26 protein-coding genes are annotated in these 25,786 nt (G+C 76.3%); 9 read left to right on the top strand and 17 right to left on the bottom strand.

The genetic code is table 11. From position 1 onward, the window contains the following. Window positions 1–30: 30 nt before the first annotated feature. Genes BLT39_RS15135 through BLT39_RS15125 form a run of 3 tightly spaced genes read left to right on the top strand, consistent with a single transcriptional unit; the run spans window position 31 to window position 2,335 of the window. Window positions 31–600: a sugar O-acetyltransferase gene (locus BLT39_RS15135; RefSeq protein ID WP_242658446.1), complete on the top strand. Its 570-nt coding sequence runs from the start codon at window positions 31–33 to the stop codon at window positions 598–600. After that, window positions 597–1,148 carry a TetR/AcrR family transcriptional regulator gene (locus tag BLT39_RS15130; protein WP_091064849.1) on the top strand — a complete coding sequence of 184 codons (552 nt, stop codon included), beginning with the start codon at window positions 597–599 and terminating at the stop codon, window positions 1,146–1,148. The genes BLT39_RS15135 and BLT39_RS15130 overlap by 4 nt, the downstream gene beginning before the upstream one ends. Next, on the top strand, window positions 1,145–2,335 hold the full coding sequence (locus BLT39_RS15125; protein WP_091064846.1) for an MFS transporter: 1,191 nt from the start codon (window positions 1,145–1,147) through the stop codon (window positions 2,333–2,335). Before BLT39_RS15130 ends, BLT39_RS15125 begins: the two co-directional genes overlap by 4 nt. Before the next feature lie 12 nt (window positions 2,336–2,347). Here BLT39_RS15125 and BLT39_RS15120 read toward each other — a convergent pair whose 3' ends face one another. The 10 genes from BLT39_RS15120 to BLT39_RS15075 form a co-directional block, all read right to left on the bottom strand. Then, window positions 2,348–4,087 (bottom strand): ABC transporter permease subunit, encoded by a 1,740-nt coding sequence (locus BLT39_RS15120; RefSeq protein ID WP_207507981.1) that lies wholly within the window; start codon window positions 4,085–4,087, stop codon window positions 2,348–2,350. Continuing rightward, window positions 4,084–5,568, bottom strand: a complete 1,485-nt coding sequence (locus BLT39_RS15115; RefSeq protein ID WP_091064842.1) for an ABC transporter substrate-binding protein — start codon at window positions 5,566–5,568, stop codon at window positions 4,084–4,086. The genes BLT39_RS15120 and BLT39_RS15115 overlap by 4 nt, the downstream gene beginning before the upstream one ends. Then, a complete protein-coding gene (locus BLT39_RS15110; RefSeq protein WP_091064838.1) occupies window positions 5,565–6,833 on the bottom strand; it encodes an MFS transporter in 1,269 nt (422 codons plus the stop codon). Before BLT39_RS15110 ends, BLT39_RS15115 begins: the two co-directional genes overlap by 4 nt. Further along, entirely contained in the window at window positions 6,830–7,594 is a 765-nt protein-coding gene (locus BLT39_RS15105; RefSeq protein WP_091064836.1) for an ABC transporter ATP-binding protein, read from the bottom strand. The genes BLT39_RS15110 and BLT39_RS15105 overlap by 4 nt, the downstream gene beginning before the upstream one ends. Then, a complete protein-coding gene (locus tag BLT39_RS15100; RefSeq protein ID WP_165640281.1) occupies window positions 7,591–8,349 on the bottom strand; it encodes an ATP-binding cassette domain-containing protein in 759 nt (252 codons plus the stop codon). The genes BLT39_RS15105 and BLT39_RS15100 overlap by 4 nt, the downstream gene beginning before the upstream one ends. 81 nt (window positions 8,350–8,430) lie before the next feature. Next, window positions 8,431–9,213, bottom strand: a complete 783-nt coding sequence (locus BLT39_RS15095) for a TrmH family RNA methyltransferase (RefSeq protein WP_091064829.1) — start codon at window positions 9,211–9,213, stop codon at window positions 8,431–8,433. Window positions 9,214–9,283: 70 nt separating this feature from the next. Next, window positions 9,284–9,673, bottom strand: a complete 390-nt coding sequence (rplT, locus tag BLT39_RS15090; protein ID WP_091064826.1) for a 50S ribosomal protein L20 — start codon at window positions 9,671–9,673, stop codon at window positions 9,284–9,286. 38 nt (window positions 9,674–9,711) lie between these two features. Beyond that, window positions 9,712–9,906 (bottom strand): 50S ribosomal protein L35, encoded by a 195-nt coding sequence (rpmI, locus tag BLT39_RS15085; RefSeq protein ID WP_091064823.1) that lies wholly within the window; start codon window positions 9,904–9,906, stop codon window positions 9,712–9,714. Window positions 9,907–9,947: 41 nt separating this feature from the next. After that, window positions 9,948–10,580 (bottom strand): translation initiation factor IF-3, encoded by a 633-nt coding sequence (infC, locus tag BLT39_RS15080; protein WP_278246995.1) that lies wholly within the window; start codon window positions 10,578–10,580, stop codon window positions 9,948–9,950. Between the two features lie 214 nt (window positions 10,581–10,794). Continuing rightward, a complete protein-coding gene (locus tag BLT39_RS15075; RefSeq protein ID WP_242658445.1) occupies window positions 10,795–11,280 on the bottom strand; it encodes a PH domain-containing protein in 486 nt (161 codons plus the stop codon). A gap of 33 nt (window positions 11,281–11,313) precedes the next feature. Here BLT39_RS15075 and BLT39_RS15070 point away from each other — a divergent pair, with 33 nt between their 5' ends. Both BLT39_RS15070 and BLT39_RS15065 read left to right on the top strand, forming a co-directional pair. Then, window positions 11,314–12,372 carry an MBL fold metallo-hydrolase gene (locus tag BLT39_RS15070; RefSeq protein ID WP_091064816.1) on the top strand — a complete coding sequence of 353 codons (1,059 nt, stop codon included), beginning with the start codon at window positions 11,314–11,316 and terminating at the stop codon, window positions 12,370–12,372. Then, on the top strand, window positions 12,369–12,944 hold the full coding sequence (locus BLT39_RS15065) for a uridine kinase family protein (protein WP_091064813.1): 576 nt from the start codon (window positions 12,369–12,371) through the stop codon (window positions 12,942–12,944). The genes BLT39_RS15070 and BLT39_RS15065 overlap by 4 nt, the downstream gene beginning before the upstream one ends. A gap of 2 nt (window positions 12,945–12,946) precedes the next feature. Here the strand turns inward: BLT39_RS15065 and BLT39_RS15060 are convergent, their stop codons facing one another. Then, the gene (locus tag BLT39_RS15060; RefSeq protein WP_165640280.1) at window positions 12,947–13,504 is read right to left on the bottom strand and encodes a TetR/AcrR family transcriptional regulator C-terminal ligand-binding domain-containing protein; all 558 of its coding nucleotides are present in this window, start codon (window positions 13,502–13,504) and stop codon (window positions 12,947–12,949) included. A gap of 117 nt (window positions 13,505–13,621) precedes the next feature. Here BLT39_RS15060 and BLT39_RS15055 point away from each other — a divergent pair, with 117 nt between their 5' ends. Both BLT39_RS15055 and BLT39_RS15050 read left to right on the top strand, forming a co-directional pair. Continuing rightward, entirely contained in the window at window positions 13,622–14,500 is an 879-nt protein-coding gene (locus BLT39_RS15055; RefSeq protein ID WP_207507980.1) for a polysaccharide deacetylase family protein, read from the top strand. 37 nt (window positions 14,501–14,537) lie between these two features. Next, window positions 14,538–15,644 carry a uroporphyrinogen-III synthase gene (locus tag BLT39_RS15050; protein ID WP_242658444.1) on the top strand — a complete coding sequence of 369 codons (1,107 nt, stop codon included), beginning with the start codon at window positions 14,538–14,540 and terminating at the stop codon, window positions 15,642–15,644. A 1-nt stretch (window position 15,645) separates the two neighbouring features. On the opposite strand, the gene BLT39_RS15045 is transcribed toward BLT39_RS15050, so the two are convergent. Then, on the bottom strand, window positions 15,646–17,040 hold the full coding sequence (locus tag BLT39_RS15045) for a nitrate/nitrite transporter (protein WP_091064799.1): 1,395 nt from the start codon (window positions 17,038–17,040) through the stop codon (window positions 15,646–15,648). Between the two features lie 134 nt (window positions 17,041–17,174). On the opposite strand from BLT39_RS15045, the gene BLT39_RS15040 reads away from it, so the two are divergent. Then, window positions 17,175–17,948, top strand: a complete 774-nt coding sequence (locus BLT39_RS15040) for a hypothetical protein (protein WP_091064795.1) — start codon at window positions 17,175–17,177, stop codon at window positions 17,946–17,948. A 123-nt stretch (window positions 17,949–18,071) separates the two neighbouring features. On the opposite strand, the gene BLT39_RS15035 is transcribed toward BLT39_RS15040, so the two are convergent. The 4 genes from BLT39_RS15035 to arfB all read right to left on the bottom strand — a co-directional run bounded on the left by BLT39_RS15035 (window position 18,072) and on the right by arfB (window position 23,997). Continuing rightward, window positions 18,072–18,386 (bottom strand): Rieske (2Fe-2S) protein, encoded by a 315-nt coding sequence (locus tag BLT39_RS15035; protein WP_091064792.1) that lies wholly within the window; start codon window positions 18,384–18,386, stop codon window positions 18,072–18,074. Beyond that, a complete protein-coding gene (nirB, locus tag BLT39_RS15030) occupies window positions 18,383–20,908 on the bottom strand; it encodes a nitrite reductase large subunit NirB (RefSeq protein ID WP_091064789.1) in 2,526 nt (841 codons plus the stop codon). Before nirB ends, BLT39_RS15035 begins: the two co-directional genes overlap by 4 nt. Then, complete coding sequence (locus BLT39_RS15025; protein ID WP_091064786.1) at window positions 20,908–23,454, bottom strand: molybdopterin oxidoreductase family protein; 2,547 nt, start codon at window positions 23,452–23,454, stop codon at window positions 20,908–20,910. Before BLT39_RS15025 ends, nirB begins: the two co-directional genes overlap by 1 nt. Before the next feature lie 96 nt (window positions 23,455–23,550). After that, window positions 23,551–23,997, bottom strand: a complete 447-nt coding sequence (arfB, locus tag BLT39_RS15020; RefSeq protein ID WP_091064783.1) for an alternative ribosome rescue aminoacyl-tRNA hydrolase ArfB — start codon at window positions 23,995–23,997, stop codon at window positions 23,551–23,553. Window positions 23,998–24,007: 10 nt separating this feature from the next. Between arfB and mmuM the strand changes: the two genes are divergently transcribed. Beyond that, on the top strand, window positions 24,008–24,865 hold the full coding sequence (gene mmuM, locus BLT39_RS15015; RefSeq protein WP_091065244.1) for a homocysteine S-methyltransferase: 858 nt from the start codon (window positions 24,008–24,010) through the stop codon (window positions 24,863–24,865). Here mmuM and BLT39_RS15010 read toward each other — a convergent pair. Then, window positions 24,862–25,725, bottom strand: coding sequence for an SDR family oxidoreductase (locus tag BLT39_RS15010; RefSeq protein ID WP_242658443.1), 864 nt, complete (start codon window positions 25,723–25,725; stop codon window positions 24,862–24,864). The genes mmuM and BLT39_RS15010 overlap by 4 nt on opposite strands. Window positions 25,726–25,786: the final 61 nt, after the last annotated feature.

Here is a 25,786-nt window from a genome sequence, read left to right as displayed (position 1 = left end):
GACGTACGCATCGTCGGCTACCGTGGCCGGGTGACCGACGAGCGGACCATGCGGGACAGGATGCTGGCCGGCGAGGAGTACATCGCCGACGACCCCGAGCTGACGCGGGAGAACGCGCGCGCCCAGGCGCTCACCCACGCCTACAACACCGCCGACCCCACCGACCGCGACCGGCTGCGCGCGCTGATGACCGAGCTGCTGGGGTCCTTCGGCGAGGGCAGCACCATCCTGCCGCCGTTCCGCTGCGACTACGGGTACCGGACCACCGTCGGGGCGCGGGTGTTCGCCAACTTCGGCCTGGTCTGCCTCGACGTCGGCCCGGTCACCATCGGCGACGACGTGCAGATCGGGCCGGGCGTGCAGCTGCTGACCCCGACCCACCCGGTCGACCCGGTGCGCCGGCGCGCGCGGTGGGAGGGCTCCGCGCCGATCGTGATCGGGGACAACGTGTGGCTGGGCGGCGGGGTCGTCGTCCTGCCCGGGGTGACCATCGGCCACGACACCGTGGTGGGTGCCGGGTCGGTGGTCACCCGCGACCTGCCGCCCCGGGTGGTCGCGGTCGGCAACCCGGCCCGCGTCGTCCGCGAGCTGGACGCGTGAGCAGCACCCGCCGGTTCGACCCCGACCGGCGCGACCGGCTGGTCGACGTCACCGTCGACGTCATCGCCGAGCACGGGCTGGCCGGGCTCACCGCACGCCGCATCGCCACCGCCGCCGACGTCCCGCTGGGGTCGGTGACCTACCACTTCGAGGGCCTGGACGACCTGGTGCGCGCCGCCTTCACCCGGCACGCGCAGCGGATGGCCGAGCTGTTCCGCGCCCACTTCTCCGCGGCCACCGACCGGGCCACGATGCTGGAGGCGGCCACCGACTTCGTGCTCCGCGGCCACCTGGCCACCCAGCGCCAGTGGGCCATCGCCTACGAGCTCTACCTGGCCGCCCTGCGCGACCCCGCCCTGCGCGAGGTCACCGAGGACTGGATGCGCAGCAGCCGCGACACCCTGCAGCGGGTGCTCGACCCCGAGCTGGCCCGCGCCCTGGACGGCGTCATGGAGGGCCTGACCATGCACGCCATCCTCACCACCGCCCCGCCCACCCGCGAGGAGACCCGCACCGTGCTCGCCCGTGTCCTGCAGGTCACCCCGTGACCGCCCCGGCCCGCCCGACCACGCAGCTGCGCCGCGCGCGGGTGGCGGTGGCGACCTGCTTCGCGCTCAACGCCGTCTTCTACGCCAACCTGGTGCCGCGGCTGCCCGAGCTGCGCGACGACCTGGGCCTGTCCAACGCCGCCCTGGGGACGGCGCTGGCCGCGGCTCCGCTCGGCGCGCTGGTCATGGGTCCCTCGGCGGCCGTGCTCATCGGCCGCTGGGGCTCCGGCCCGGTGGCCTCGCTGGGCCTGGTCGGCCTGGGCGTCGGCGTGGCCGGGGCCGCGGCGTCGCCGTCCTGGTGGGTGCTGGCGGCCGTGCTGTTCGCCGTCGGCGCGCTGGACACCGTCGTCGACGTCGCGCAGAACGCGCACGGGCTGCGGGTGCAGCGCGGCTACGGCCGGTCGATCCTCAACGCCCTGCACGGGCTCTGGAGCCTGGGCGCGGTCGCCGGCGGCCTGCTCGGCTCCGTCGTCGCCGGGCTGGGCGTCCCGCTGGAGCTGCACCTGGGGGTGTCCGCCATCGTGTTCGGCGCCGTCGCGCTGGCGGTGCGGGCCTGGATGCTGCCCGGGCCCGACACCGCCGCGGACGTGCCGGCGGTGGCCCCGGAGACCGCCGGGCGGGCCCGGACCTGGCGGCGGGCGGCCGGTGCACTGGCCGTCCTGGGTGCGCTGGCCGCGGCCGGGGCGTTCGTGGAGGACTCCGCGGCGTCGTGGAGCGCGATCTGGCTGCGCGACGACCTCGCCGCCACCGCGGTGGTCGCCGGGTTGGGCTTCGTGGTGTTCCAGGTGGCCATGACCGCGGGCCGGCTGACCGGGGACCGCGTGGTCGACCGGTTCGGCCAGCGGGTGGTGGCCCGGGTCGGCGGCGCCGTCATCGCGGCCGGCTTCGTGCTGGCCCTGGGCGCCCCCTCGGTGCCCACCACCCTGGTCGGGTTCGCCCTCGCCGGGGTCGGCGTGGCCACCCTGGTGCCCGCGGTCTACGCCGCGGCCGACGCCCTGCCCGGGCTGGCCCCCGGGGTGGGGCTGACCGCGGTCAACCTGCTGCTGCGGACCGGTTTCCTGGTCTCGCCGCCGCTGATCGGGCTGCTCGCCGACGCCGTCTCGCTGCGGGTCGGGCTGCTCACCGTGGTGGTCGCCGGGGCCGTGGTGCTGGTGCTGGGCCGGTCGCTGCGGGCCCGGGCGGCCTGAGGGGCCCGCCGGTCAGCGTTCCGGGGCCGGGTCGGCCAGGGCCACGACGACGCCGAGCAGCACCAGCCCGGCGACCGGCGCGGCGACCACCCAGGGCGCGCGCTCCAGGTAGCCGGTGGTCTCCGCCAGCGCCCGGCCCCACTCCGGTGACTCCGCACCCGCACCCAGGCCGAGGAAGGACAGCCCGGCCAGCGCCAGCGACGCGTGCGGCACCCGGACCAGGGCGTGCCGCACCACCGGCGGCCCGACCACCGGCAGCAGGTGCCGGCGCAGCACGTGCCACCGGCCCGCACCCCCGGCGACGGCGGCCACGTGGAAGCCCGACGCCCGGGCCTCCGCGGCCAGCGTGCGGGTGTGCACGGCCAGCGGGACCCAGCCGACCAGGGACACCGCCACGCAGGCCGACAGCAGGCCCGGCCCGGCCACCGCGGCGACCACGATCCCGACCACCACGGCGGGCAGGGCGTTGAGCACGTCGGCCGGGCCCGAGCGGTCCCCGCGGCCGAGCAGCCCGACCGCCAGGCCGACCACCAGCGCCACCGCGGCGAGCACGACGGCCAGGCCCACCGAGACCAGCGCGCCGTGGCCGAACCGGGCCAGCACGTCGCGGCCCAGCGGGTCGGCGCCGAACGGCAGGGCCCAGGACGGCGGGGCCAGGCGACGCGCGACGTCCTGGCCGGCCGGGTCGCGCAGCAGCCCGGCCAGCACCGCGACCCCGAGCACCGCGGCGACCGCTCCCGCCGCCCGCCGGGGACGGCGACCGGCCCGGACGGTCTCGGGGGTGAACCCGCTGGTGGTCAGCGCGGGGCCGAGCAGCAGCCGGTGCACGGCCACCCCGCCCCCGCCGACGAGCAGCCCGGTGCCGACCAGCAGGAGGACGGCGGCCTGCACCACGGGCACGTCCTGGGCCAGCGCAGCGCCGAGCGCCAGTCCGCCCAGCCCCGGCACGTCGAACACCGCCTCCACCACCGCGGCCGCGCCCAGGGTGCCGACCAGGAGGAGCAGCACCTGCGGCACCACCGTGCCGACGGCGCGGCGGCCGAGGGCGGCGGCGGTCGTCGTCCGGGTGACGCCGGCGGCCCGCCAGGTGCGCAGCCAGGACTCCTCGGCGGTCGCGGCGACCGCGCCGGCCAGCAGCCGGGCCAGCACGCCGGCCGCGGGCACGGCGAGGGCCAGCACCGGCAGCACCAGGTGCTCGGGCCCGGTGAACCCCGAGGTCGGCAGCAGCCCCCAGCCGACGGCGACGACGGCGACGAGCAGCACGGCGAGCACGAACTCCGGCAGCGCCGCCAGTGCCCCGCCCAGCGCAGCCCCGGGGCCACCCCCGCGCAGCCGGCCGTCGGCGGCGCGCAGCAGGGCGGGCACGGTCAGCAGGCCGGCCAGCAGCAGCGCGACCACCGCCGCGGTGCCGGCCAGCGTCAGCGAGATGCCCAGCGCGGGCAGCACGGCGTCCGCGACCGGGGTGCGCGACACCCACGACGTCCCCAGGTCCCCGGTGACCAGCCGGCCGAGGAACCCCAGCGTCCCGGTGACCGGGTCGGCGGGCAGGTCCAGGGAGTCGCGCACCGCCTGCAGCGCGGCCGCGTCGGGCGCGCCCTCCTCCTCCCGGGCGCGCAGCACCGCGCGGGCCGGGTCGGTGCCCGACAGCCAGGGCAGCGACCCGACCAGCAGCGCCGTGCCGACGAGCGCCACGACCACCCCCGGCACCCGGCGCACCGCGCCGGGGGTGCGGCGCAGGAGCGCCGCGGTCACCGGCCCGCGGAGGTTGCGACGGTGACGACCTGCCGCTCGAACGGGTCGTCGCCGATGCCCTGCACCCCGCGGCCGACACCGGTGCGGCTCTGCTCGTGCAGCACCGGCACGACCGCGGCGGTGGACAGCACCTGCGCCTCGATGTCCGCCGCGGCCTGCCGGCGCTCGCGCGGGTCGGTCAGCTCGGCCGCGGCGGCCACGGCGGCGTCCACGGCCGGGTCGCACAGCCGGGCCAGGTTGTAGCCGCCCGCGCACGTCCAGTCGGTGGCGAAGTACCCGACCGGGTCACCGGTGTCGAGCAGCGTGAGCCGGCTGCCCAGCACCGCGTCGAAGGCGCCGGCGAGGAGGTCGGGCTCCAGGGTGGCGTAGGTCTGCACGACCACCTCGACCGTGAACCCGGCCGCCCGCAGCTGCTCGGCGAGCACGGCGGCGGCCTCGGGCAGCTCGGGGCGGTCGTCGTAGGTGGCCAGCCGGACGGCCGCCCCGGCCGGGTCCGCCGCCGCGGGCAGCACCGGCGCGGTGCGCGCGGCCGAGCCCAGGGTGTCGTCGGTGAGCAGGCCCGGCGCGGGGTCGGCCTGGCCCTCGAAGACGCCGTCGACGACCGCGTCCACGTCGACGGCGGCCACCGCCGCGGCCCGCAGCGCGGGGTCGGCGAAGAGGCCGGAGATGGTGTTCAGCTGCAGCGCGGTGACCCGGGGCAGCGAGGTGGTGACCACCCGCTCGGCGTCGCCGAGGGTCGACACCGCGGCGACCGGGACGCCCTGCGCGACGTCGAGCTCGCCGGCGCGCAGGGCCGACGTCCGGGCGTCCGCGTCGTCGACGAAGCGGACGTCCACCCCGTCGGCCGCGGGCGGGCCGCCCCAGTACCCGGCAGCGGCGTCGAGCGTCGCCGACTGCGTGCCCTGCACGGCGGTGATCGCGTAGGGGCCGGTGCCGTGGCCCACCGGGTCGGGGGCGGCGGGGTCGGCGTAGGCGGCCGGGGCCAGCACCACCAGCGAGGGGGCGCCCAGCCGCTGCACCAGCAGCGGGTCGGCCTGCGCGGCCTGCACCTGCACCGTGTCGGCGTCGACGGCGGTGGCCACCAGGCCGACGTCGCGCAGCACCCGCACCCCGGGGTCGGCGGCCGCGGCGGCGTTCAGCGACCCGGCGACGGCCTCGGCGTCCATCGGGGTGCCGTCGTGGAAGACCACGTCGTCCCGCAGCTCCAGCACCGCCGTCCGGTCGTCGGTGAACTCCCAGGACTCGGCGAGCTGGGGCTGCGCGGCGCCGGACGCGTCGGGGGTCACCAGCGTCTCGGCGGCGCCCATCCGGGTGAGCAGCAGCGCGTCGTCGGTGTAGGGCGACAGCGCAGCCACCGGCGGGAAGGTCAGCGCCACCCGCAGCCGGTCGGCGGCGTCGTCCCCGCCACCGCCGCCGGACGGGGCGAAGCACCCGCCGGCGAATAGGGCGGGCAGGGCGAGCAGGGCGGTGCGGCGCTTCACGGGGCTCCTACGGTCTCGAGGGCAGGGGTGGTGCGGCGGGTGAGCAGCCACAGCCCGACCGCGGAGGCGGCGGGCAGGGCGGCGAGGACGAGCCAGGGGACGGCGGCGGCCGCCTGCGGCACGGTGGCCAGGTCCAGCAGGGCGCCGACGCCGGTGCTGCCGACCAGCACGGCCAGGCCCCCGGCGGAGGCCAGGACGCCGAAGTGGGCGCCCAGGCGGCGCTCCCCGGCCAGCCGCGGGACGAGGTCCTGCGCGACGGGGACGGCGACCATTTGGCCCAGGTAGAGCAGCAGCGCGAAGCCGACGGCGGGGGCCAGCGCCCAGACCCCGGACGGCGGTGCGGCGGGTGCCGCGACGGCGACCACCAGGAACGAGGCGCTCATGAGCGCGAAGCCCAGCGGCAGCGCACGGGCCGGGCCGATGCGGCGGGCCCGGGCCGTGATGGGCAGCTGGAGCACCAGGACGCTGACCGCGGCGGCGACGAACAGCCACCCCAGCGCGCCCTGCGAGCCGGTGGCGCGGTCCAGCTCGACCGGCAGCGCCAGGTAGAGCTGGTTGTAGGACAGCAGGTAGGTGCAGTAGCAGGCGGTGAAGGCCAGGAACCGGCGGTTGCGCAGCACGTGGCCCCAGCCGGCGGTGACCGGCTCGACCGGGCCGGTGCCGCTGCGCAGGTCCCGCGGCAGCAGCAGCACGTGCGCGACGAGGACGACGACGAACACCGCGGCGGCGACCAGGCAGGTGACGGCGAACGGGACCCCCAGCAGCAGCGCGCCGAGCACCGGGCCGGTGACCGAGCCGAGCTTGCCGGCGACGGCGTCCAGGCCGAACACCTCGGCGCGGGTGGCCACCCCGGCCTCCTCCAGCCGGCGGCCCTGGTCGGCCAGCGCGGACTCCACGGCCGGGGAGAACAGCGCGGCGGCGAACCCGACGAGCACGACGCCGACCAGCACCCCGGCCAGGCTCTGCACCACGGCCAGCACGCCGAACCCGGCGACCCGGATCGCGCACCCGGTGACCACGACCGGCTTGACCCCGTACCGGTCGGTGAGCCCACCGCCGAGGAAGAACAGGCCCTGCTGGCTGAAGGTGCGGATGCCGAGCACCAGCCCGACCACCCCTCCCGCCAGCGCCAGGTCCTGCACCAGGTGGACGGCGAGGAACGGCACGACCAGGTAGAAGCCGACGTTGAACGCCAGCTGGCTGGCCAGCAGCAGCCGCGGCACGGCGGGCAGCCGGCGGACCAGCACCCAGGGCGCCCAGCTCACGCCGTCACCGGGTCCAGCACGGGGACGGCGTCCAGCAGCCGGCCGGTCACCTCGGACCGCGGGGCCGTGAAGACCTGCCCGACCGGGCCCTGCTCGACCACCCGGCCGGCGTCGAGCACCAGCACGCGCTCGCACAGCCGCTGCACCACGCCGAGGTCGTGGGAGACGACCACCAGCGCCAGGCCCTCGGCCGCCGACAGCCGGGCGAGCAGGTCGACCACCTGCAGCCGGACGACGACGTCCAGCGCGCTGACCGGTTCGTCGGCGACGAGCACGTCGGGCCGGGGCGCCAGCGCGCGGGCGACGGCCAGCCGCTGGCGCTGGCCGCCGGAGAACTCGTGCGGCCACCGGTGGGCGGCGTCGGGCTCGAGACCGACGGCGACCAGCAGCTCGGCCACCCGCGCGGTGTGGTCGCCGTGCACCTGCAGGCAGGCCAGGGGTTCGGCGACCGCCTCGCCGACCCGCATCCGCGGGTTGAACGACCGGCCCGGGTCCTGCGGCACGGTCTGCACCCGCCGGCGGAACCAGCGCAGCGACCGCGGCGACCCGGGGCGCACCGGACGGCCGTCGAGGGCGACCGTGCCGGCGTCGGGGGTGTCCAGGGCCAGCAGCAGCCGGGCCAGGGTGGACTTGCCCGACCCCGACTCCCCCACCACCGCCAGCCGCTCGCCGGCCCGCAGCTGCAGGGAGACGTCGTCCAGCGCCGTCGTCCCCCGGTACCGGCGGACCAGCCCGCGGGCCTGCAGCAGCGGCTCGGTCACCGGGTCACCGCCAGCTCGCGGGCGGCGGTGACCACGTCGGCCAGCCGGGGGTCGGCGAGCACGTCGGCGACGGGTGCGTCGGCGACGAGCCGGCCGGCGTCGAGCACGAGCAGCCGGCTGCACAGCCTGGCCGCGACGGCGAGGTCGTGGGTGACCAGCAGCAGGCCTGCCCGGCCGGGCCCGGTGACCCGGTCCAGCAGGTCCAGCACGCCGGCCTGCACGGTGGGGTCCAGCGCCGAGGTGGGTTCGTCGGCGACCAGCAGCCGGGGCCCACCCACCAGCGCCAGCGCCAGCGCCACCCGCTGCCGCTGGCCGCCGGAGAGCTGGCCGGGGAACCGCCGGGCCGTGCCGGGCGGGCCGACCTCGGCGAGCAGCGCGGCGGCGCGGCGGGCGGCCTCGGCCCGGCCGACCCCGCGGGCGCGCAGCGGCAGGCCCACCTGGCGGCCGACCCGGGTCAGCGGGTCCAGCGCCGTGCCGGGGTCCTGCGCGACCAGCGCGGTCGCCCGCCCGCGCAGCGGCCGCCACGTCGCCGGCCCCGCGCCGACCACCTCGGTGCCCTCGACCAGCACGCTGCCGGAGACGGCCGGGCCGGGCGGGGTCAGCCCGAGGAGGGCGGCGACGAGCTGGGACTTCCCGGCCCCGGAGGACCCGACGACGCCGACGCGCTCACCGGCGGCGAGGTCGAAGGAGACGCCGTCCAGCAGCCGTCGGCCGGGTCGTCCACGACCGGGCAGGACGACGGACAGGTCGTGCACGCGCAGCACTCAGCAGCCTCTCGGACGGGGATGAGCCCGACCCTAACTGCGAAGAGTTCGCATCAACGACTGCGCATGCGGTCATCCAGCCAGCTGCGTGGCGTACAGGCAGATGCCCGCCGCCACGGCGAGGTTGAGCGACTCGGCCCGCCCGCGCATCGGCACCCGCACCCGGTGGTCGGCCAGCGCGGCCAGCGCGGGGTCCAGGCCGCGGGCCTCGTTGCCGAACAGCCACAGCACCGGACCGGCCAGCAGCCCGGCGTCCCCGGCCTCGGGCAGGGTGGTCTCGCCGTCCCCGGCGGCGGCCAGCACGGTCACCCCGGCGGCCCGGACGTCGGCCAGCAGCGGCTCCAGCGGGGCACTGCGCACGACGTCGAGGTGGAAGAGGCTGCCGGCGCTGGAGCGCACCGTCTTGCCCTGGAACGGGTCGGCGGACCCGGCGCCGAACACGACGGCGCCGGCCCCGCAGGCGTCGGCGGTGCGCAGCACGGTGCCGGCGTTGCCCGGGTCGTTGAGCTCGGCCAGCGCCACGGCCAGCCGGGGCGGCGCGGTGGCCAGCGACGCGGCGGGCACGTCGCGCAGCGGGCAGACCGCGACCAGGCCCTGCGGGGAGGCGGTCTCGCTCAGCCCCGCGGCGGCCTTCTCGGTGACCAGCCGCACGGGGGCGCCGGCGAGCAGGTCGGCGTGCGCGGCCGCGGCGGCCTCCGTGGCGAACAGCTCGGTGACCGCGCCCGCGGCCAGCGCCTCGGAGACCGCCTGCCGGCCCTCGGCGAGGAAGAGCCCGGCGGCGTCCCGGCCGGCCCGGCGGGTGAGCTTGCGCGCGGTGGCCACGCGGCCGCTGCGCTCGGTGAGCAGCTCGGTCATGCAGTCCCTCCCCGGACACGCGACGACGCCGCCGTCCCCGGGTGCGGGGACGACGGCGTCGTCAGGTGGATCAGGCGGCGGCGACGCCGGTCTGGTTCGGCGCGGCGGCCACGGCGGCGCGGGCGGTCTCCACCAGCGCGGCGAAGGCGGCCGGCTCGTTCACCGCGAGCTCGGCGAGGACCTTGCGGTCCAGGTCGATGCCGGCGAGCTTGAGGCCCTGCATGAACCGGTTGTAGGTCATGTCGTTGGACCGGGCGGCGGCGTTGATCCGGGTGATCCACAGCTTGCGGAAGTCACCCTTGCGGACCTTGCGGTCGCGGTAGGCGTAGGTCGCCGAGTGGAGCACCTGCTCCTTGGCCTTGCGGTACAGCCGGGACCGCTGGCCCCGGTAGCCGCTGGCGGCCTCCAGGGTCGTCCGGCGCTTCTTCTGGGCGTTGACCGCCCGCTTCACGCGTGCCACGTGAGTACTCCTCTAGATCGGTAAGGGGGTGGGGGCGGTCAGAGACCGAGCAGCTTCTTCATCCGCGGCGCGTCGGCCGGCGACAGCACCTCGGAGCCCTTCACCCGGCGCTTGCGCGAGGAGGACTTCACCTCGAACTTGTGCTGGTTGTTCGTGTGCTCGCGGACGAGCTTCCCGGAGCCGGTCACGCGGATGCGCTTGGCCGTGCCCTTGTGGGTCTTGTTCTTCGGCATGTCCTCGGTCCTTCTTCGGTGTCTGGGTCGGGCCGGGCCGGTCAGGCCTGGTCGGCCTCGACCGGGTCCCTGGGTGCGGGCTTCGGCGGGGACTGCGGGGCCAGCGGTCGCTCCTGGACCTCGGCGGTCTCGTCCGCCTTGGCCTTCTTCGCGTCCGAGGTCTTGGCCTGCTGCGCCGCCTGGTTCCGGTGCGGCGCGATGACCATGACCATGTTGCGGCCGTCCTGCTTGGGGTTGGACTCCACGACGCCGAGGTCGGAGACGTCGCCGGCCAGGCGCTGCAGCAGCCGGTAGCCCATCTCGGGGCGGGACTGCTCGCGACCGCGGAACATCACCGTGATCTTGACCTTGTCGCCGCCCTTGAGGAAGCGGACGACGTGGCCCTTCTTGGTCTCGTAGTCATGCGGGTCGATCTTCAACCGCAGGCGCATCTCCTTGATGACGGTCTGCGACTGGTTCCGACGGGCCTCGCGCTCCTTCTGCGCGGCCTCGTACTTGAACTTCCCGTAGTCCATGAGCTTCACGACGGGCGGCCGGGCCATGGGAGCGACCTCGACGAGGTCGAGCTCGGAGTCCTGGGCCAGGCGCAGCGCCTCGCCGATGGAGACGATGCCGACCTGCTCACCCTCGGGTCCGACCAGGCGGACCTCGGGGACGCGGATGCGGTCGTTGATGCGGGGCTCGGTGATGGCCTCTCCTCTTCGTTCTGCGACGAGGAGTCAGCGTCCCGACCCGAAGAAGGGCCCTCGACCCGCGCAGGGCGGGGAGGGCCGAGGGGCCGGCGGACCGGCCCCGCACTTCAGGTGACCTGGCCGCCCGGGGGGCGTCAGGTGGGAGCGGGCTCCTCTTGGACGACGACCCGGGGCGGGGTCGTCGTGGTGGTGCGCCTCATGTAGCGGGGTGAGGTGCCTCCGAGGGTACCCCGCCGGACCGGCTGGCGGCCAGCAGGGTGCGCATCCCCTCCACCGCGCGGACGGCGCGCTCGCCGTCGGCGGCCTGCACGGCCAGCACCGACAGCTCGTCGTCGTCGACCAGCAGCAGCGAGGCCCAGGGCGAGTTCTCGTCGAACCGGACCGCCCGGACCGCCGACCACGGCAGCGTGTGGGTGCCGACGATGTTGCGGACCCGCACGCCGGAGGCGTCGGCGTCGACCCGCGCACGCGAGAGGTACACGGTCGCCGCGGCCATGGCGATGCCCAGGCCGGTGGTGGCCACCTGGTCGGAGGTGCGGAAGGCGATCACCCCGGTGGTGTGCGTCTTGAGCAGGATCGACACCACCAGCATCACGGCGAAGATCACCGCAGCCATGAGGCCGCACATGATGCGCTGGCGGCGGGGGGTGGCGGACACCGTCGTCGTCGCGGGGCTGCTCACGCCGCCCAGTGTCCCACTGGCAGAGTCGGGCCGGTGAGCAGCAGCGAGATCACCGGTACCGCGCAGCACGCCGCCTGGCAGGCCCGCGAGCTGCCACCGGTGGAGGAGGTGCGCCCGGGGCTGTGGTCGGTGCCGGTCCCGATCCCGGACAACCCGCTGCGCTACGTCTCGGCCTACGCCTTCGCCCTCGAGGGCGGCGGGCTCGGGCTGGTCGACTGCGGGTGGGAGCACGAGGCCGGGTGGACCGCGCTCACCGAGGGGCTGGCCGGCATCGGCGCCGGGGTGGCCGACGTCCGGGGCGTGCTGGTCACCCACCTGCACTACGACCACCTCGGGCTGGCCGGGCGGGTGCGGGAGGCCAGCGGCGCCTGGATCGCGATGCACCCCGCCGACGGCGACGCGGTGGCCGCCTTCTCCGGCCGGGACGCCGGCGCCGCGGTGGACACCCAGGTCGAGTTCCTGGTGGGCCTGGGGGCCGACCGGGGGACGGCGGTCTCCGACGTCGGGGACCCCGAGCGCTGGGAGCGGTTCCACCGGATGGCCGTCCCCGACCGCCGGCTGCTGCACGGCGAGGTCGCGGACTTCCCCGGCTGGTCGCTGCGGGCGGTGCACACCCCCGGTCACACGCCCGGGCACCTGTGCTTCGACGAGGAGCGCACCGGGGTGTTCCTGTCCGGGGACCACGTGCTGCCCCGGATCAGCCCCAACATCTCGACCGTCCCCGGGGGTGCGGCCTCCCCGCTGCGCGACTACCTGGCGGCGCTGGCCGACGTCGGCGCCCGGCCCGAGCCGGCCGAGGTGCTGCCCGCCCACGAGTGGCGGTTCACCGGGCTGGCCGCGCGCGCCGCGGAGCTGCGGGAGCACCACGAGCGCCGGCTGGCCGAGCTGCTCGACGCCGTGCGCGCCCACCCCGGCGGCACGCCGTGGGACCTGGCCGCGCACCTGACCTGGTCGCGGCCGTGGTCGTCCTACGAGCGGGGCATGCGGGTCTTCGCGGTCACCGAGACCGACGCGCACCTGCGGGTGCTGGCCGGCCGGGGCGCCGTCGTCGGCACGCCGGGGCCGGTGCCGCGCTACACCGCGGCGGCGTGAGGCTCGCCGACCTGGCCGGCCGGGTCCGGGCCGCCCCCGCCCGGCTGGGCGCCACCCGGCTGGTGCTGGTCGACGGCCCGGCGGGTTCGGGCAAGACCACGCTGGCGCAGCGGCTGGCCGGGGCACTGGGTGCACCGGTCGTGCACCTGGACGACCTCTACGCCGGCTGGACCCTCGACGGGGTGGTCGACCGGCTGACCGACCGCGTGCTGGACCCCGTGGCCGCGGGCCGGGACGCGGTCTTCGACGCCTACGACTGGCACGCCGGGGAGTTCCGGGTGCCCACGACGGTGCCCGCCGGCCCGGTGCTGGTCGTGGAGGGCTGCGGGGCGGGCGCCCGCGCCCTGGCCGACCGGACGTCGCTGCTGGTCTGGGTGGAGGCGCCGCCGGAGGTCTGCGCGCGGCGGTGGGCCGACCGGGGCGGGGCGGCGATGACGGCGTTCCAGCCGGACTGGGCCCGCGCGGAGGCCGCGGTCTTCACCCGGGAGGGCACCCGGGCGCGCGCCGACGTCCGCGTCGACGGCGCCCCGGCGCACGACCCCGGCCCGGACGGCGTCGCCGTCCTGCCGTGAGCTCAGGCGGCCAGGACGGAGGCGACGAGCTCGGCGCGGCGGGCGTCGGGGACCGGCCGGCCGCGGCCGGTGATCCGCTCCCAGACCACGCCGCCCAGGACGGCGGTGACCCACTGCTGGCGGGCGCCGCCCAGCGCCTCGCCGCGGGCGCGCGCCCGGGCGCTGACCGCGCAGACCAGCTCGTCGACGGCGTCGCCGACCGCGGCCTCGACCCCGCCCCGCAGCACGCCGTCCCGGCCGGCGGCCTCGGCGACCGCGGCCACCGCGAGCTCGCCGCGCCCCAGCGGGCGGGCCCAGTGCTCCAGCGCCGCGGCGAGGTCGCCGGCGGTGCTGCCGGTGTCCCCGCGGTCCACGACGACGGGCAGCCCGGCGACCGCCTCGGCCACCAGGTGCGACAGCGACGGCCAGTCCGCCTGCAGCTGGAGGACCGGGACGCCGGAGCGCGCGGCCACAGCGTCCAGGTGGAGGCCGTGCCAGCCGCGTTCGGCGAGCAGGTCCACGGCGGCGGCCAGCGCCGGGTGGGGGGCGGCGGGGGCTGGTGCAGGGAGCGGGAGCGACATGGCCGGTCCTGGTGGGGGTCCGCAGGGGTGTGGTGTCGCACACATCGGCAGCCAGGCGCGGAACGGGAACGCCGCCGTCCCACGCGCCCCGCGCGCCCCACGGGCATGCTGGCGCAGGTGGACTCCCCCGCCCGGCACGGCCGCTACGCCTGGTCCCCGTTCCCCGAGCGTCCCGTCTGGGACTGGCCCGGCGAGCACCGCCTCGCCGTCTACATCGGCACCAACCTCGAGGTGTTCGACTTCGGTCGCGGCCGAGGGGCGGAGCTCGCGCCGGGCGGCGGCGACCCCGACGTCCTGAACTACTCGTGGCGCGACTGGGGCAACCGGGTGGGTGCCTGGCGGCTGCTGGAGACCCTCGACGCGCTGGACCTGCCCACCTCGGTGATCGCCAACAGCCGGGTGCTCGAGGAGTGCCCCGGGCTGGTGGAGGCGTTCCTGGCCCGCGGCGACGAGCTGGTCGGGCACGGCCGCACCAACGCCGAGCGGCAGGCCGACCTGTCCGAGGACGACGAGCGCGCGTTGATCACCGAGGCCACCGCGGTGTACGCCGACCGCGCCGGCCGCCGACCGGCCGGGTGGCTGGGGCCGTGGATCTCGCAGAGCCACGTCACCCCGGACCTGCTGGCCGAGGCCGGCTACGACTACCTGCTCGACTGGGCCCACGACGACCAGCCGACCTGGTTCGCCACCCGGTCCGGCCGGGTCCTGTCGGTGCCCTACCCGCAGGAGCTCAACGACATCCCCGCCGTGGTCGCCCGGCAGGTGTCCGGGCAGGAGTTCGCCGACATGGTGGTGGCGACGTTCGACGAGCTGCTGGAGCAGTCGCGCAGCGCCCCGCTGGTCATGGGCATCGCCGTGCACCCCTACGTGGTCGGGCACCCGCACCGGCTGCGGCCGCTGCGCGCGGCGCTGGCGCACATCGCGGCGCACCGGGACCGGGTGTGGCTGACCACCGCCGGGGAGGTCGCGGCGCACGCGGCCCGTGTGCTGCCCTGACACACCGCCGGAACACACAGCGGACACCATGGGAGCCGTGACCGAGAGCGTGGACGTCCCGCCCCTGGCCGGGTACACGGTCGCCGTCACCGCGGCCCGCCGCGCCGAGGAGCTGACCGCGCTGCTGGACCGCCGCGGCGCCCGGGTGGTCTCCGCACCGGCGATCCGGATCGTGCCGCTCGCCGACGACGCGCAGCTGGTCGCCGCGACCAAGGAGGTGCTGCGCGCGCCGGTGGACCTGGTCGTGGCCACCACCGGTGTCGGGTTCCGCGGCTGGCTGGAGGCCGCCGAGGCCTGGGACCTGCCGCTGGTCGACCACCTCGCCGGCGCCCGGGTGCTGGCCCGCGGGCCCAAGGCGCGCGGCGCCATCCGCGGCGGCGGGCTGGTCGACGCCTGGTCGCCGGCGTCGGAGAGCTCCGCGGAGGTGCTCGAGCACCTGCTGTCGGGGGCCGAGGGACCGCTCGAGGGCCGGCGCATCGCCGTCCAGCTGCACGGCGACCCGCTGCCCGACCTGGTGACCGGGCTGCGCACGGCCGGGGCCGACGTACTGGAGGTCCCCGTCTACCGGTGGGTGCTGCCCGAGGACACCGCCCCGCTGCGCCGGCTGGTGCACGTCGTCGCCTCCCGCGGGGTGGACGCGGTGACCTTCACCTCCGCCCCGGCCGCCGCCTCGACGCTGCAGGTGGCCGAGGAGGAGGGCGTGCTGGGCGGCGTGCTCGCCGGGTTCGGCGACGGCGTGCTGGCCTTCGCCGTCGGCGTGGTGACCGCCGGACCGCTGGAGGCCGCCGGCATCCGCACGGTGCAGCCGGAGCGGGCGCGGCTCGGCGCGCTGGCCCGCGAGGTCGTGGCCCGGCTGCCCGAGCGGGACGGCGTGCTGTCCGTCGGCGGCCACGTGCTGCAGGTCCGCGGGCACGCCGTCGTCCTCGACGGCCGGCTGGTGGAGCTCGCCCCCGCGCCCATGGCGGTGCTGCGGGGGCTCGCCCGTCGTCCCGGTGCGGTGGTCTCCCGGCCCGACCTGCTCGCCGCGCTGTCCGGCGGGGCGGACGCGCACGCGGTGGAGATGGCGGTGACCCGGCTGCGGGCCGCGCTCGGCGCACCGGTCGTCGAGACCGTCGTCAAGCGCGGCTACCGCCTGGCCGTGTGAGCTACACCCGGACCGCGGTGCCCGGGCGCAGGTAGACCACCCAGGTCACCGCCACGCAGACCACGTAGAAGGCGACGAAGACCAGGTAGGCCGCGTCGCCGGTCCCGGTGGTCAGGAACGACTGCCGGAACGCCAGGTTCACCAGCACCCCGCCGAACGCCCCGACGGCCCCGGCGATGCCGATGAGCGCCCCGGACATCCGCAGCGCCCGGCGGTCGGCCACCGCGGTGTCCTCGCCGGCGGAGACGGCGTCCATCGCCTGCACCCGGAAGATCGCCGGGATCATCTTGTAGGTCGAGCCGTTGCCCAGGCCGCTGAGCACGAACAGCAGCACGAAGCCGACGACGAACAGGGGCAGCGACCCCAGCTTGCTGGCCGCGAACACGACCAGCGCGCCGACGGCCATCGCGACGAAGTTCCCGGCGGTGATCCGGGCGCCGCCGAACCGGTCCGCCAGCTTCCCGCCGACCGGGCGGATCAGCGAGCCCAGCAGCGGGCCCAGCCAGGTCAGCGACGCGGCCGCCAGCGGGGTGGCGAAGGAGTCGCTGAACTGGTTGGTCAGCACCTGGCCGAACGCGAAGCTGAACCCGATGAAGGACCCGAAGGTGCCGATGTAGAGGAACGACATCACCCAGGTGTGCTTCTCGCGGGTCGCGTCCCGCAGCGCCCGCGGCTGGTTGCTCGTGGTCGACAGGTTGTCCATCAGCAGGGCGGCGCCGACCGCGGCCGCCACGATGAAGGGCACGTAGACCAGCAGCACGATCCGCGGGTGCTCGGCGCCGGCGGTGGCCAGCACGAGCAGGCCGACCAGCTGGATGACCGGGACGCCGAGGTTGCCGCCGCCGGCGTTGAGCCCCAGCGCCCAGCCCTTCTCCCGCTCGGGGTAGAACGCGTTGATGTTGGCCATCGAGCTGGCGAAGTTGCCGCCGCCGACGCCGGCCAGGCAGGCCACCAGCAGCAGGGTCGAGTAGCTGACCCCCGGCTCGAGCACCAGCGCCGTGGCGATGGTGGGCACCAGCAGCAGGGACGCCGAGACGATCGTCCAGTTGCGGCCGCCGAAGGTCGCCACGGCGAAGGTGTAGGGCAGCCGGACGAAGGCCCCGAGCGCGGTGGGCAGCGCGGTCAGCAGGAACTTCTGCGCCGCGACCTCCGGGGGCTCGCCGGTGAAGGTGCCGGCGGCGACGTAGGCCGGGCCGAGGAACAGCACCATCACCGACCACAGGCTCCAGATGGAGAAGCCGATGTGCTCGGAGAACACCGAGAACCACAGGTTGCGCCGCGCGATGGGCTTGCCGGTGCGCTCCCAGAACTCCGGGTCCTCGGGCCGCCAGTCGTCGATCCACCTCCCCCCGAGCCGCGTGCGGGTGGTCGGTGCGGTGTCCGTCGCCAGGGCCATGGGCCGAGACTGGGGGTTGCGGGTGACCCCTCCGTTGCACGCGCGGGCGACCTCTGTTCCGTTCCCCGCACTGCGGCTGACCCCTCGTGGTGAGGAGTGCTGCGGGGACGGGCCGCACCCGGGAGGATCGCGCCGTGACCACCACCGAGCCGGGCCGTGCGCTGATCGAGTCCGGGTTCGGCATCGCCGGGTCGATGACCGGGTCGGCGGCCACGGTGGTCTACGCCCCCGACGAGGCCGCGCTGCAGCTGGACGACCGGTTCGCGGCCTGCCTGCGCGGGCTGGCCGACGATCTGGCCGACGGCGGGCTGCCGCGCCGGGAGCGGGCCCGGGCCGGTGCTGCGCTGGCCTTCGCGGTGGAGCACGGGGTGTCGCTGTCCCGCCGCGACCGGCACGTGCGCGCCGACGGGTTCTTCACCGAGCGGGCCGGGGGCCGGGTGGCCGCGCGCGAGGTCGGGGAGGGCGTGCTGCTGGCCGCCCGCTCCTCGGCCGAGGAACGCCGGGTCCGCCACCTGGGCTACCTGTTCGCCGAGGTGGTCTGCTCCCCCGACGTGGACGCCGCGCTGGCCGACCGCACGCTGCTGCTGACCCGTTCGCTGACCTGGCGCCAGCTCGCACTGCTGGCCGCCGTCGGCCGCCGCGACCGGCTGCCGCTGCCGCTGACGCCGCTGCCGGCCGACCCGCGCGCGTGGGTGACGTGGGGTGCGCTGGAGGACCTGGTGGAGCTGCAGCGCGCGGGCCTGCTGGACCCGCCGGTCGCCGTCCCCCGGCCCGGCGGCGCCGCGCAGCCGCGGCTGCGCCCGGCCGACCTGCGGCTGACCCGCCGCGGCGTGCTGGTGCACCGGCTGCTGGCGCTGGACTTCGTGCACCCCGACGACGTCGACGCCGCCCTCGCCGCCCTCAGCTGACGGTCGCCGCGCCGGGCGGCCTCCTCCACGCGGGCAGGGGGTGGCCCGACATCCTTGACGGTGGCCGGCCGTCGTACGGGCCGACCACCGTGCAGGATGTGCGGCCACCCCCGCGGCAGAGGGTCAGGCCTCGACGACGAGGGCGCCGTCCTCCTCGCGGACCGGGTAGACGGCGACCGGCGGGGCACCGGTCGGCGAGCTGCCGTCCTCCCAGCGGTAGGCGTTGAGGTGCAGCGGGCAGACCACCACCTTGGCGTCGCTCTGCCCGTCGGCCAGCGGACCGCCGGCGTGCGGGCACACCGCCGCCACCGCCCGCAGCGTCCCGTCGCGCAGCCGGAAGACCGCCACCGGCGTCCCCCCGGCGGTGAAGGCACGGCCCTCCCCCAGCGGCACCTCCTCGGCCCGGCCGACCACGTGCGCCTGCGCGGTCGCCGTCACCGGACCGGCACCTGCGGCAGCACGGTCAGCGGCAGCGACGTCCGGAACTGCCCCGGGGACGCCGGCTCCGCCAGGTCGCGGGCCCACGGGTCGGTGTAGGCGTCGATGGACCGCTGGATGCCCTCGTCCAGCGCGGCGCAGATGCCCTCGGCGTCCTCCAGCAGCACCGCCTTGATCCGGTCCAGGCCCCAGCGCGGCACGAAGTCGTAGGTGCGCTCCAGCCAGTTCCCGTTCTCGCGGTACAGCTGGATGAACCGGCCGATGAGGGTGAGCACCTCCTCGGTGGTCGAGACGGTGGCCAGCAGGTCGCCCTTGCGCACCGAGGCGCCCGCCGCGCCGCCGACGTAGACCTCCCAGCGGCCCTTGCCGGTGGCCACCACGCCGACGTCCTTGACGTAGGCCTCGGCGCAGTTCCGCGGGCAGCCGACCACGCCCATCTTGATCTTGGCGGGGCTCTCCACGCCCTGGAAGCGGGTCTCGATGTCGATGCCGAGCTGGGTGGAGTCGTCCAGGCCGAAGCGGCAGAAGTCGCTGCCCACGCAGGTCTTCACCGTGCGCATCGACTTGCCGTAGGCGTAGCCCGAGGGCATGCCGAGGTCGGCCCACACCTTGGGCAGGTCCTCCTTGCGGACGCCGAGCAGGTCGATCCGCTGGCCGCCGGTCACCTTGACCATCGGCACCTCGTACTTCTCCGCGACGTCGGCGATCCGGCGCAGCTGCGCCGGCGTCGTCACCCCGCCCTTCATCTGCGGGACGACGGAGAACGTGCCGTCGCGCTGGATGTTGGCGTGCACCCGGTCGTTGACGAAGGTGGCGTCGGGCTCGGGCACGTAGTCGCTGCCCCACACCATCTTCAGCAGGCTGGCCAGCCCCATCTTGGACTTGGCGTCCTCCTCGCCGCCCCGGGCCAACGTCGCGAACACCGAGGACACCGACCGCAGGTCGTGCTCCCTGATCGCGGCGACCAGCTCGGGCTTGGGCATCGGGATGCCCGGCACGTACCAGGACGCCGACTCCTCCACCGTCAGCTCGCCGTCGGCGGCCCACTCCACGATCTGCTGCACCAGGCCCTTGCAGGAGCCGCAGCCCTTGCCGGCGCGGGTGGCGTCCATGACCGACTGCAGCGAGGTGCACCCGTCGGCCACCGCCCCGCAGATCCGGTCCTTGGACACCCCGTTGCAGTTGCACACCTGGGAGTCGCCGGGCAGCTCGGCCACGCCCACCTCGGCGTCGCCGTCGGAGAGGTCGACCAGCAGCTTGATCCGCTCGGCCGGCAGCGGGGTGCCCCGGTCGAAGGCCTGCGTCAGGAAGGCGACCTTGCGGGTGTCGCCGACCAGGGTGGCGCCGATGAGCCGGTCGTCGCGCACGACCACCGAGAGGTGCACGCCGCGCTTGGGCTCGCTGATCACCAGGAACTCGTCGGAGTCGCGCTCGGGGGTGCTCACGCCCATCACGGCGACGTCGACACCGGCGACCTTCAGCTTGGTCGCCGTCCGGGAGCCGGTGTAGGCGGCGTCGGGGTCGGTGCCGGTCAGCAGGTCGGCCAGCACCGTGGCGTGCTCCCAGGCGGGGGCGACCAGGCCGTAGACGGTGCCGCGGTGCTGCGCGCACTCGCCGATCGCGTAGACGTCGGGGACGTCGGTGGCCATCCGGTCGTCGACCAGGACCGCCCGCTCCACCTCGATCCCGGACCGGACGGCGACGTCGGTGTGCGGCCGGACGCCGGCGGCCACCACGAGCAGGTCGCAGTCCAGCTGCCGGCCGTCCTTGAGCACGATCCCGGTGACCCGGTCGGTGCCCAGCACCTCGGTGGCCAGCGCCCCCAGGTGGACGGCGATGCCCAGCTCCTCGACGCTGCGCCGGACGACGGCGCCGGCCTCGGCGTCCAGCTGGGCGTTCATCAGCCAGTCAGCGGCGTGCACCAGCTCGACGACCATGCCCTGCGCCTGCAGCGCGCGGGCGGCCTCCAGCCCGAGCAGCCCCCCGCCGAGGACGACGGCCTTGCGGTGCGTGCGGGCGGCGGCCAGCATCTCGCGGGTCTCGTCGATGGTCCGGAAGCCGACGACGCCGGGCAGCAGAGCACCGTCGGCGGCGCGCACCCCGGTCATCGGCGGGATGAAGGAGTGGCTCCCGGTGGCCAGCACCAGGTGGTCGTAGGGGGTGGCGCTGCCGTCGGCGGCGTGGACCACCTTGGCGACGGTGTCGACCCGCTCGACCCGCACACCGGCGCGCAGGTCGACGTCCCGGTCGGCGTACCAGTCGTGGCTGTTGAGCACGATGTCGGCCTCGTCGGCCTCCCCGGCCAGCACCGGGGAGAGCATGATCCGGTTGTAGTTGCCGTGCGGTTCGTCGCCGAAGACCGTGATCCGCAGGTGCTCGCCGCCGTCGCGCTCGAGCACCTCCTCCACGAACCGGGCGCCGGCCATGCCGTTGCCGACCACCACGAGCCGGGCCCGGGTGTCGTCGTCGTCGAGGGCCAGCGAGGTCTGCCCGGCGGCGCGGCCGCCCAGGATCGCCGTCATCAGACCTCCACCAGACCCAGGTCGACCACCAGCTCGCCGGTGGTGCCCGCGGGGGCGGCGGCGTGCAGGGACACCACCGTGCCGCCGGGCAGGTCCTCCACGACCCGCAGCGGCACGTGCACGTCGCCCTTCGCGCCGATCGGGAACCAGCGCACCGGCTCGCCGTCGCGCACCAGCAGCACGTACACCAACTCGTCGGTGGAGTTGCCGCCGCGGAAGTAGAGCGCCTGCGCGCTGGCCCCGCTCGGCACCGTGTAGGTGAGCGCGGGGTCGACCGGGCCGGGCTTGGTCAGGCCCTCGCCGGTGAGGGGGAAGACGCCCTGCAGGAACCTCGGGGTGCTCTTCACGGCTGCGGTTCTCCTCCGGGTGGGGGTGAGCGGGGTGCGGGGTGCGGTCTCGAGGACGACGGGGACGGGCTGGGAGGTCGGGGCGGGGACCTGCTCCACGGGGCCGCCGACGCGGGCGACGGCGACCGCGCAGGTCTTGAAGGCCGGCATGCGGCTGATCGGGTCCAGGGCCGCGTCGGTGAGCGCGTTGGCGCTGGACCCGCCGCCCCAGTGGAAGGGCGCGAAGACCACGTCGGGCCGGACGGCGTCGGTGACCGTGGCGGTGAACCGGGCCTTCCCGCGCCGGGTGGTCAGCTCCACGAGGTCGTCGTGGGCGATGCCGTACCGGGCGGCGAGGTCGGGGTGCAGCTCGCACCGCGGGGAGGGGGCGACCAGCTGCAGGCTGCGCGACCGGCGGCTCTGGGTGCCCGACTGGTACTGGGCCATGACGCGGCCGGTGGTGAGCACGTAGGGGTGCTCCGCGTCCGGGGGCTCGTGCGCTCCGACGTGCTCGACGGCGACGAACCGGGCCCGGCCGTCGGGTGTCGGGAACCGGTCGAGGAACAACCGCGGGGTGCCGGGGTGGTCCGGTGCCGGGCAGGGCCAGAACACGCCCTGCTCGGCGTCCACCCGCGCCCAGGTGATGCCGGCGTAGTCGGCCTTGCCGCCCGCGCTGGCCCGGCCGAGCTCTGTGAAGACGGTCTCGGGGTCGGCGCTGAAGTGCGCGCCCGCGCCCAGCCGGTCGGCGAGGTCGGCCAGCAGCGCCAGGTCGTCGCGGGCCTCGCCGGGCGGGTCGAGGGTCCGGCGGCGGCGGATGACGCGGCCCTCGAGGTTGGTCATCGTGCCGTCCTCCTCCGCCCACATGGCGCTGGGCAGGACGACGTCGGCGAGCTCGGCGGTCTCGGAGAGGAAGAAGTCGCTGACGACCAGGAATTGCAGGTCGCCGAGCCGGCGCACGACCCGCCGGGCGTCGGGGGCGGAGACGGCGACGTTGGAGGCGAGCACCAGCAGCGCGTGCACGTCGCGGCCCAGGGCGTCGAGCAGCTCGAAGGCGCTGCGCCCGGGCTGCGGCAGGGTGTCGGGGTCCACGCCCCACACCGCCGCGACGTGGGCGCGGGCGGCGGGGTCGGCGAGCATCCGGTAGCCGGGCAGCTGGTCGGCCTTCTGGCCGTGCTCGCGCCCGCCCTGGCCGTTGCCCTGGCCGGTCACGGTGCCCCACCCGCTGCCCGGGCGGCCGACCAGGCCGAGGGCGAGGGACAGGTTGATCCACGCCTGCGCGGTGTCGGTGCCGTGGCGGTGCTGCTCGGCGCCGCGGGCGGTCAGCACGATCGCGTTCCCCGCCCCCGCCAGCGCCAGCACCACCCGCCGCATGGCCGCGACCGGCACGCCGGTGAGCCGCTCGACCCGGTCGGGCCAATAGGCCTGCACCGAGGCCCGGACGGCGTCCCACCCGGTGGTGCGGGCGGCGACGTAGTGGTCGTCGACCAGGCCCTCGGCCAGCGCGATGTGCAGCAGCCCGTTGGCCAGCGCGAGGTCGGTGCCGGGCAGCGGCGCCAGGTGCAGCTCGGCGGCGCGGGCGGTCGCCGTCCGGCGGGGGTCGACGACGAACAGCCGGCCGCCCTTCTCCCGCGAGGCGTCCAGGTACTGCATCGCCGGCGGCATGGTGTCGGCGGGGTTGCTGCCCACCAGCAGCAGGACGTCGGCCTCCCCGACGTCGGCGAGCGGGAACGGCAGGCCGCGGTCCAGGCCGAACGCGCGGTTGGCCGCCCCGGCCGCCGAGGACATGCAGAACCGGCCGTTGTAGTCGATCTGGGAGGTGCGCAGCGCGACCCGGGCGAACTTGCCGAACTGGTAGGCCTGCTCGTTGGTGAGCCCGCCGCCGCCGAAGCAGCCGACGGCGTCGGGCCCGTGGGCCTCCTGCACCGACCGGAGCCGGTCGACGACCAGGTCGAGCGCGGCGTCCCAGGTGGTCTCCACGAACGCGGAGGTGCGGTCCCCGGGCACCGCGCGCACCAGCGGGCGGGTCAGCCGCTCGGGGTGGTCCAGCAGCTCGGTCGCCGACCAGCCCTTGGAGCAGAGGCCGCCGCGGTTGGTCGGGAAGTCGGCCGGGACGAGGGTGGCCGGACGGTCGCCGGCGGTGAGCGCGATGCCGCACTGCAGGGCGCAGTACGGGCAGTGGGTCTGCGTCGTCCGCGTGCGGGCGGGGACGGCGGTGGACACGTCGGCGAGCCTGCGGGGGGCGCGTTCCGCACCGGGGTCACCGGCGTCAAGCTCGCGTTCCGTCGTCCTCACGGCCCCCGGGGGACGGCGGTGAGGTCAATCCAGGCCGCCGCGCTGCTTCTTGAGCTGGCCGCGGCGCTTCTTGGCGTCGATCCGGCGTTGCTGGGACCCCCGGGTGGGCTTGGTCCTCCGCCTCGGGGGTGCGGGCGGGGCGAGGGCCTGGCCGATGGTCATCGCCATCCGGGCGCGGGCCGCCTCCCGGTTGCGCAGCTGCTGGCGGTGCTCGGACGCCGCGATCGTCAGCACGCCGTCCACCAGCCGGGGCCCCAGCCGCTCGGCCAGCCGGGCCTGCTGGTGCTCGGTCAGCCCCGGCACCTCCAGCACCCGGACCGACAGCTCGACCCGGCTGTCGGCGGTGTTCACGCCCTGCCCGCCCGGACCCGAGGACCGGCTGAACCGCCAGCCCAGCATCGCCGCGGGCACGACGAGCCGTGGGGTGACCGGGAGGTCGCCGGACGGGTCGTCGGTGGGCACGGGCACCATCCTCCCCGTGATGGCATTCGCCGACGCGCTCGCCGCCGGACCCGTGGTCCTCGACGGCGGCCTGTCCACCGAGCTGGAGTCCCGCGGCCACGACGTGACCAGCGCCCTGTGGTCGGCCCGGCTGCTGCGCGACGACCCGGACGCCATCCGGGACGCGCACGCCGCGTTCGAGGCCGCCGGCGCCCAGGTCGCCACCACCGCCAGCTACCAGGCCACCGTCCCCGGGTTCGCCGCCGCCGGGTACGCCGACGCACCCGGCCTGATCGCGCGGTCGGTGCAGCTGGCCCGGGAGGGCGCGCCGTCCTCCTGGGTGGCCGGCTCGGTCGGGCCCTACGGGGCCTACCTGGCCGACGGGTCGGAGTACACCGGGGCCTACCTCGACCACGTCACGGTCGCGCAGCTGCGGGAGTTCCACCGGCCCCGGCTGCAGGTGCTCGCCGAGGCCGGCGTCGACGTGCTGGCCTGCGAGACGCTGCCCGGCGCGGCCGAGGTGGAGGCGCTGCTGGCCGAGCTGGAGCCGCTCGGCGTCCCGGCCTGGGTCTCGCTGACCGTCGTCGACGAGACGGACGGCGTGCGCACCCGCCGCGGCGAGCCGCTGGCCTCCGTCGTGGCGATGTGCGAGGGGTCGGTCCTGGCCGTCGGCGTGAACTGCACCGACCCGGCGGCCGTCGCGCCGTCCGTCGCGGCCGGGGCGACCGTGGTCTACCCCAACAGCGGCGAGGGCTGGGACGCCGCCGGACGCCGGTGGACGGGGTCCGGCGGCGCCGGCTGCGACGTGCCCGGCTGGGTCGCCGCGGGCGCCCGGCTGGTCGGCGGTTGCTGCCGGGTGCGCCCGGACGACGTCGCCCGGGTCGCCGCGGCGCTCTAGAGGATCGGGTTGCCGCCGGTGACCGCGACCCGCGCACCGGAGACGTAGCTGGCCTCGTCGGAGGCGAGCAGGACGTAGACCGGGGCCAGCTCGGCGGGCTGCGCGGCCCGGCCCATCGGCACCTGCTCGCCGAAGGACGCGACCTTCTCCTCCGGCATGGTCGAGGGGATCAGCGGGGTCCACACCGGGCCCGGGGCGACGCTGTTGGCCCGGATGCCCTTCTCGGCGTACAGCTGCGCCAGGCTGGCGGTGAAGTTGGCGATGCCGGCCTTGGTCATCGCGTAGACCGCCAGGGTCGGGCTGGGCATGTCGGAGTTCACCGACGAGCTGTTGATGATCGCCCCGCCCGGGCCCATGTGCTCCACGGCGTCCTTGCAGAGGGTGAACATCGCGCCGAGGTTCAGCGCGACGGTGTGGTCGAACTCCTCGTCGGGGACGTCGGCCAGGGTGTCCCGGCTCATCTGGAACGCGGCGTTGTTGACCAGTACGTCCAGCCGGCCGAACTCCTCCACGGCCTTCGGGACGACGGTCTTGGCGTGCGTGCGGTCGGCGAGGTCGCCGCGCACCAGCACGCAGCGGCGTCCGGCCTCCTCCACCAGGCGCGCGGTGTCGCGGGCGTCGTCGTCCTCGGACAGGTAGCTGATCAGCACGTCGGCACCCTCGCGGGCGAAGGCGATCGCGACGGCGCGGCCGATGCCGCTGTCGCCGCCGGTGATGACCGCCGCCTTGCCGGTCAGCTTCCCGGACCCGCGGTAGCTGTCCTCGCCGTGGTCGGGGCGCGGCTGCATCTGGTCGAGCGTGCCGGGCGGGGTCTGCTGCTGGGCGGGCTGGGCGTCGGGCTCGGGGCGGGGCTCGGTCACGGTCTGGCTCCTCGGCGTGGTGCGCGCGGCCTCGTCTCGACCCGCGCTCGCCCTACCCCCG

The organism is Klenkia brasiliensis, from assembly GCF_900100695.1.
In the GTDB taxonomy this organism is placed as follows: Bacteria; Actinomycetota; Actinomycetes; order Mycobacteriales; family Geodermatophilaceae; genus Klenkia; species Klenkia brasiliensis.
Note: the sequence above shows the minus strand (reverse complement) of the source record. Positions and strands in the feature narration are given on the sequence as shown.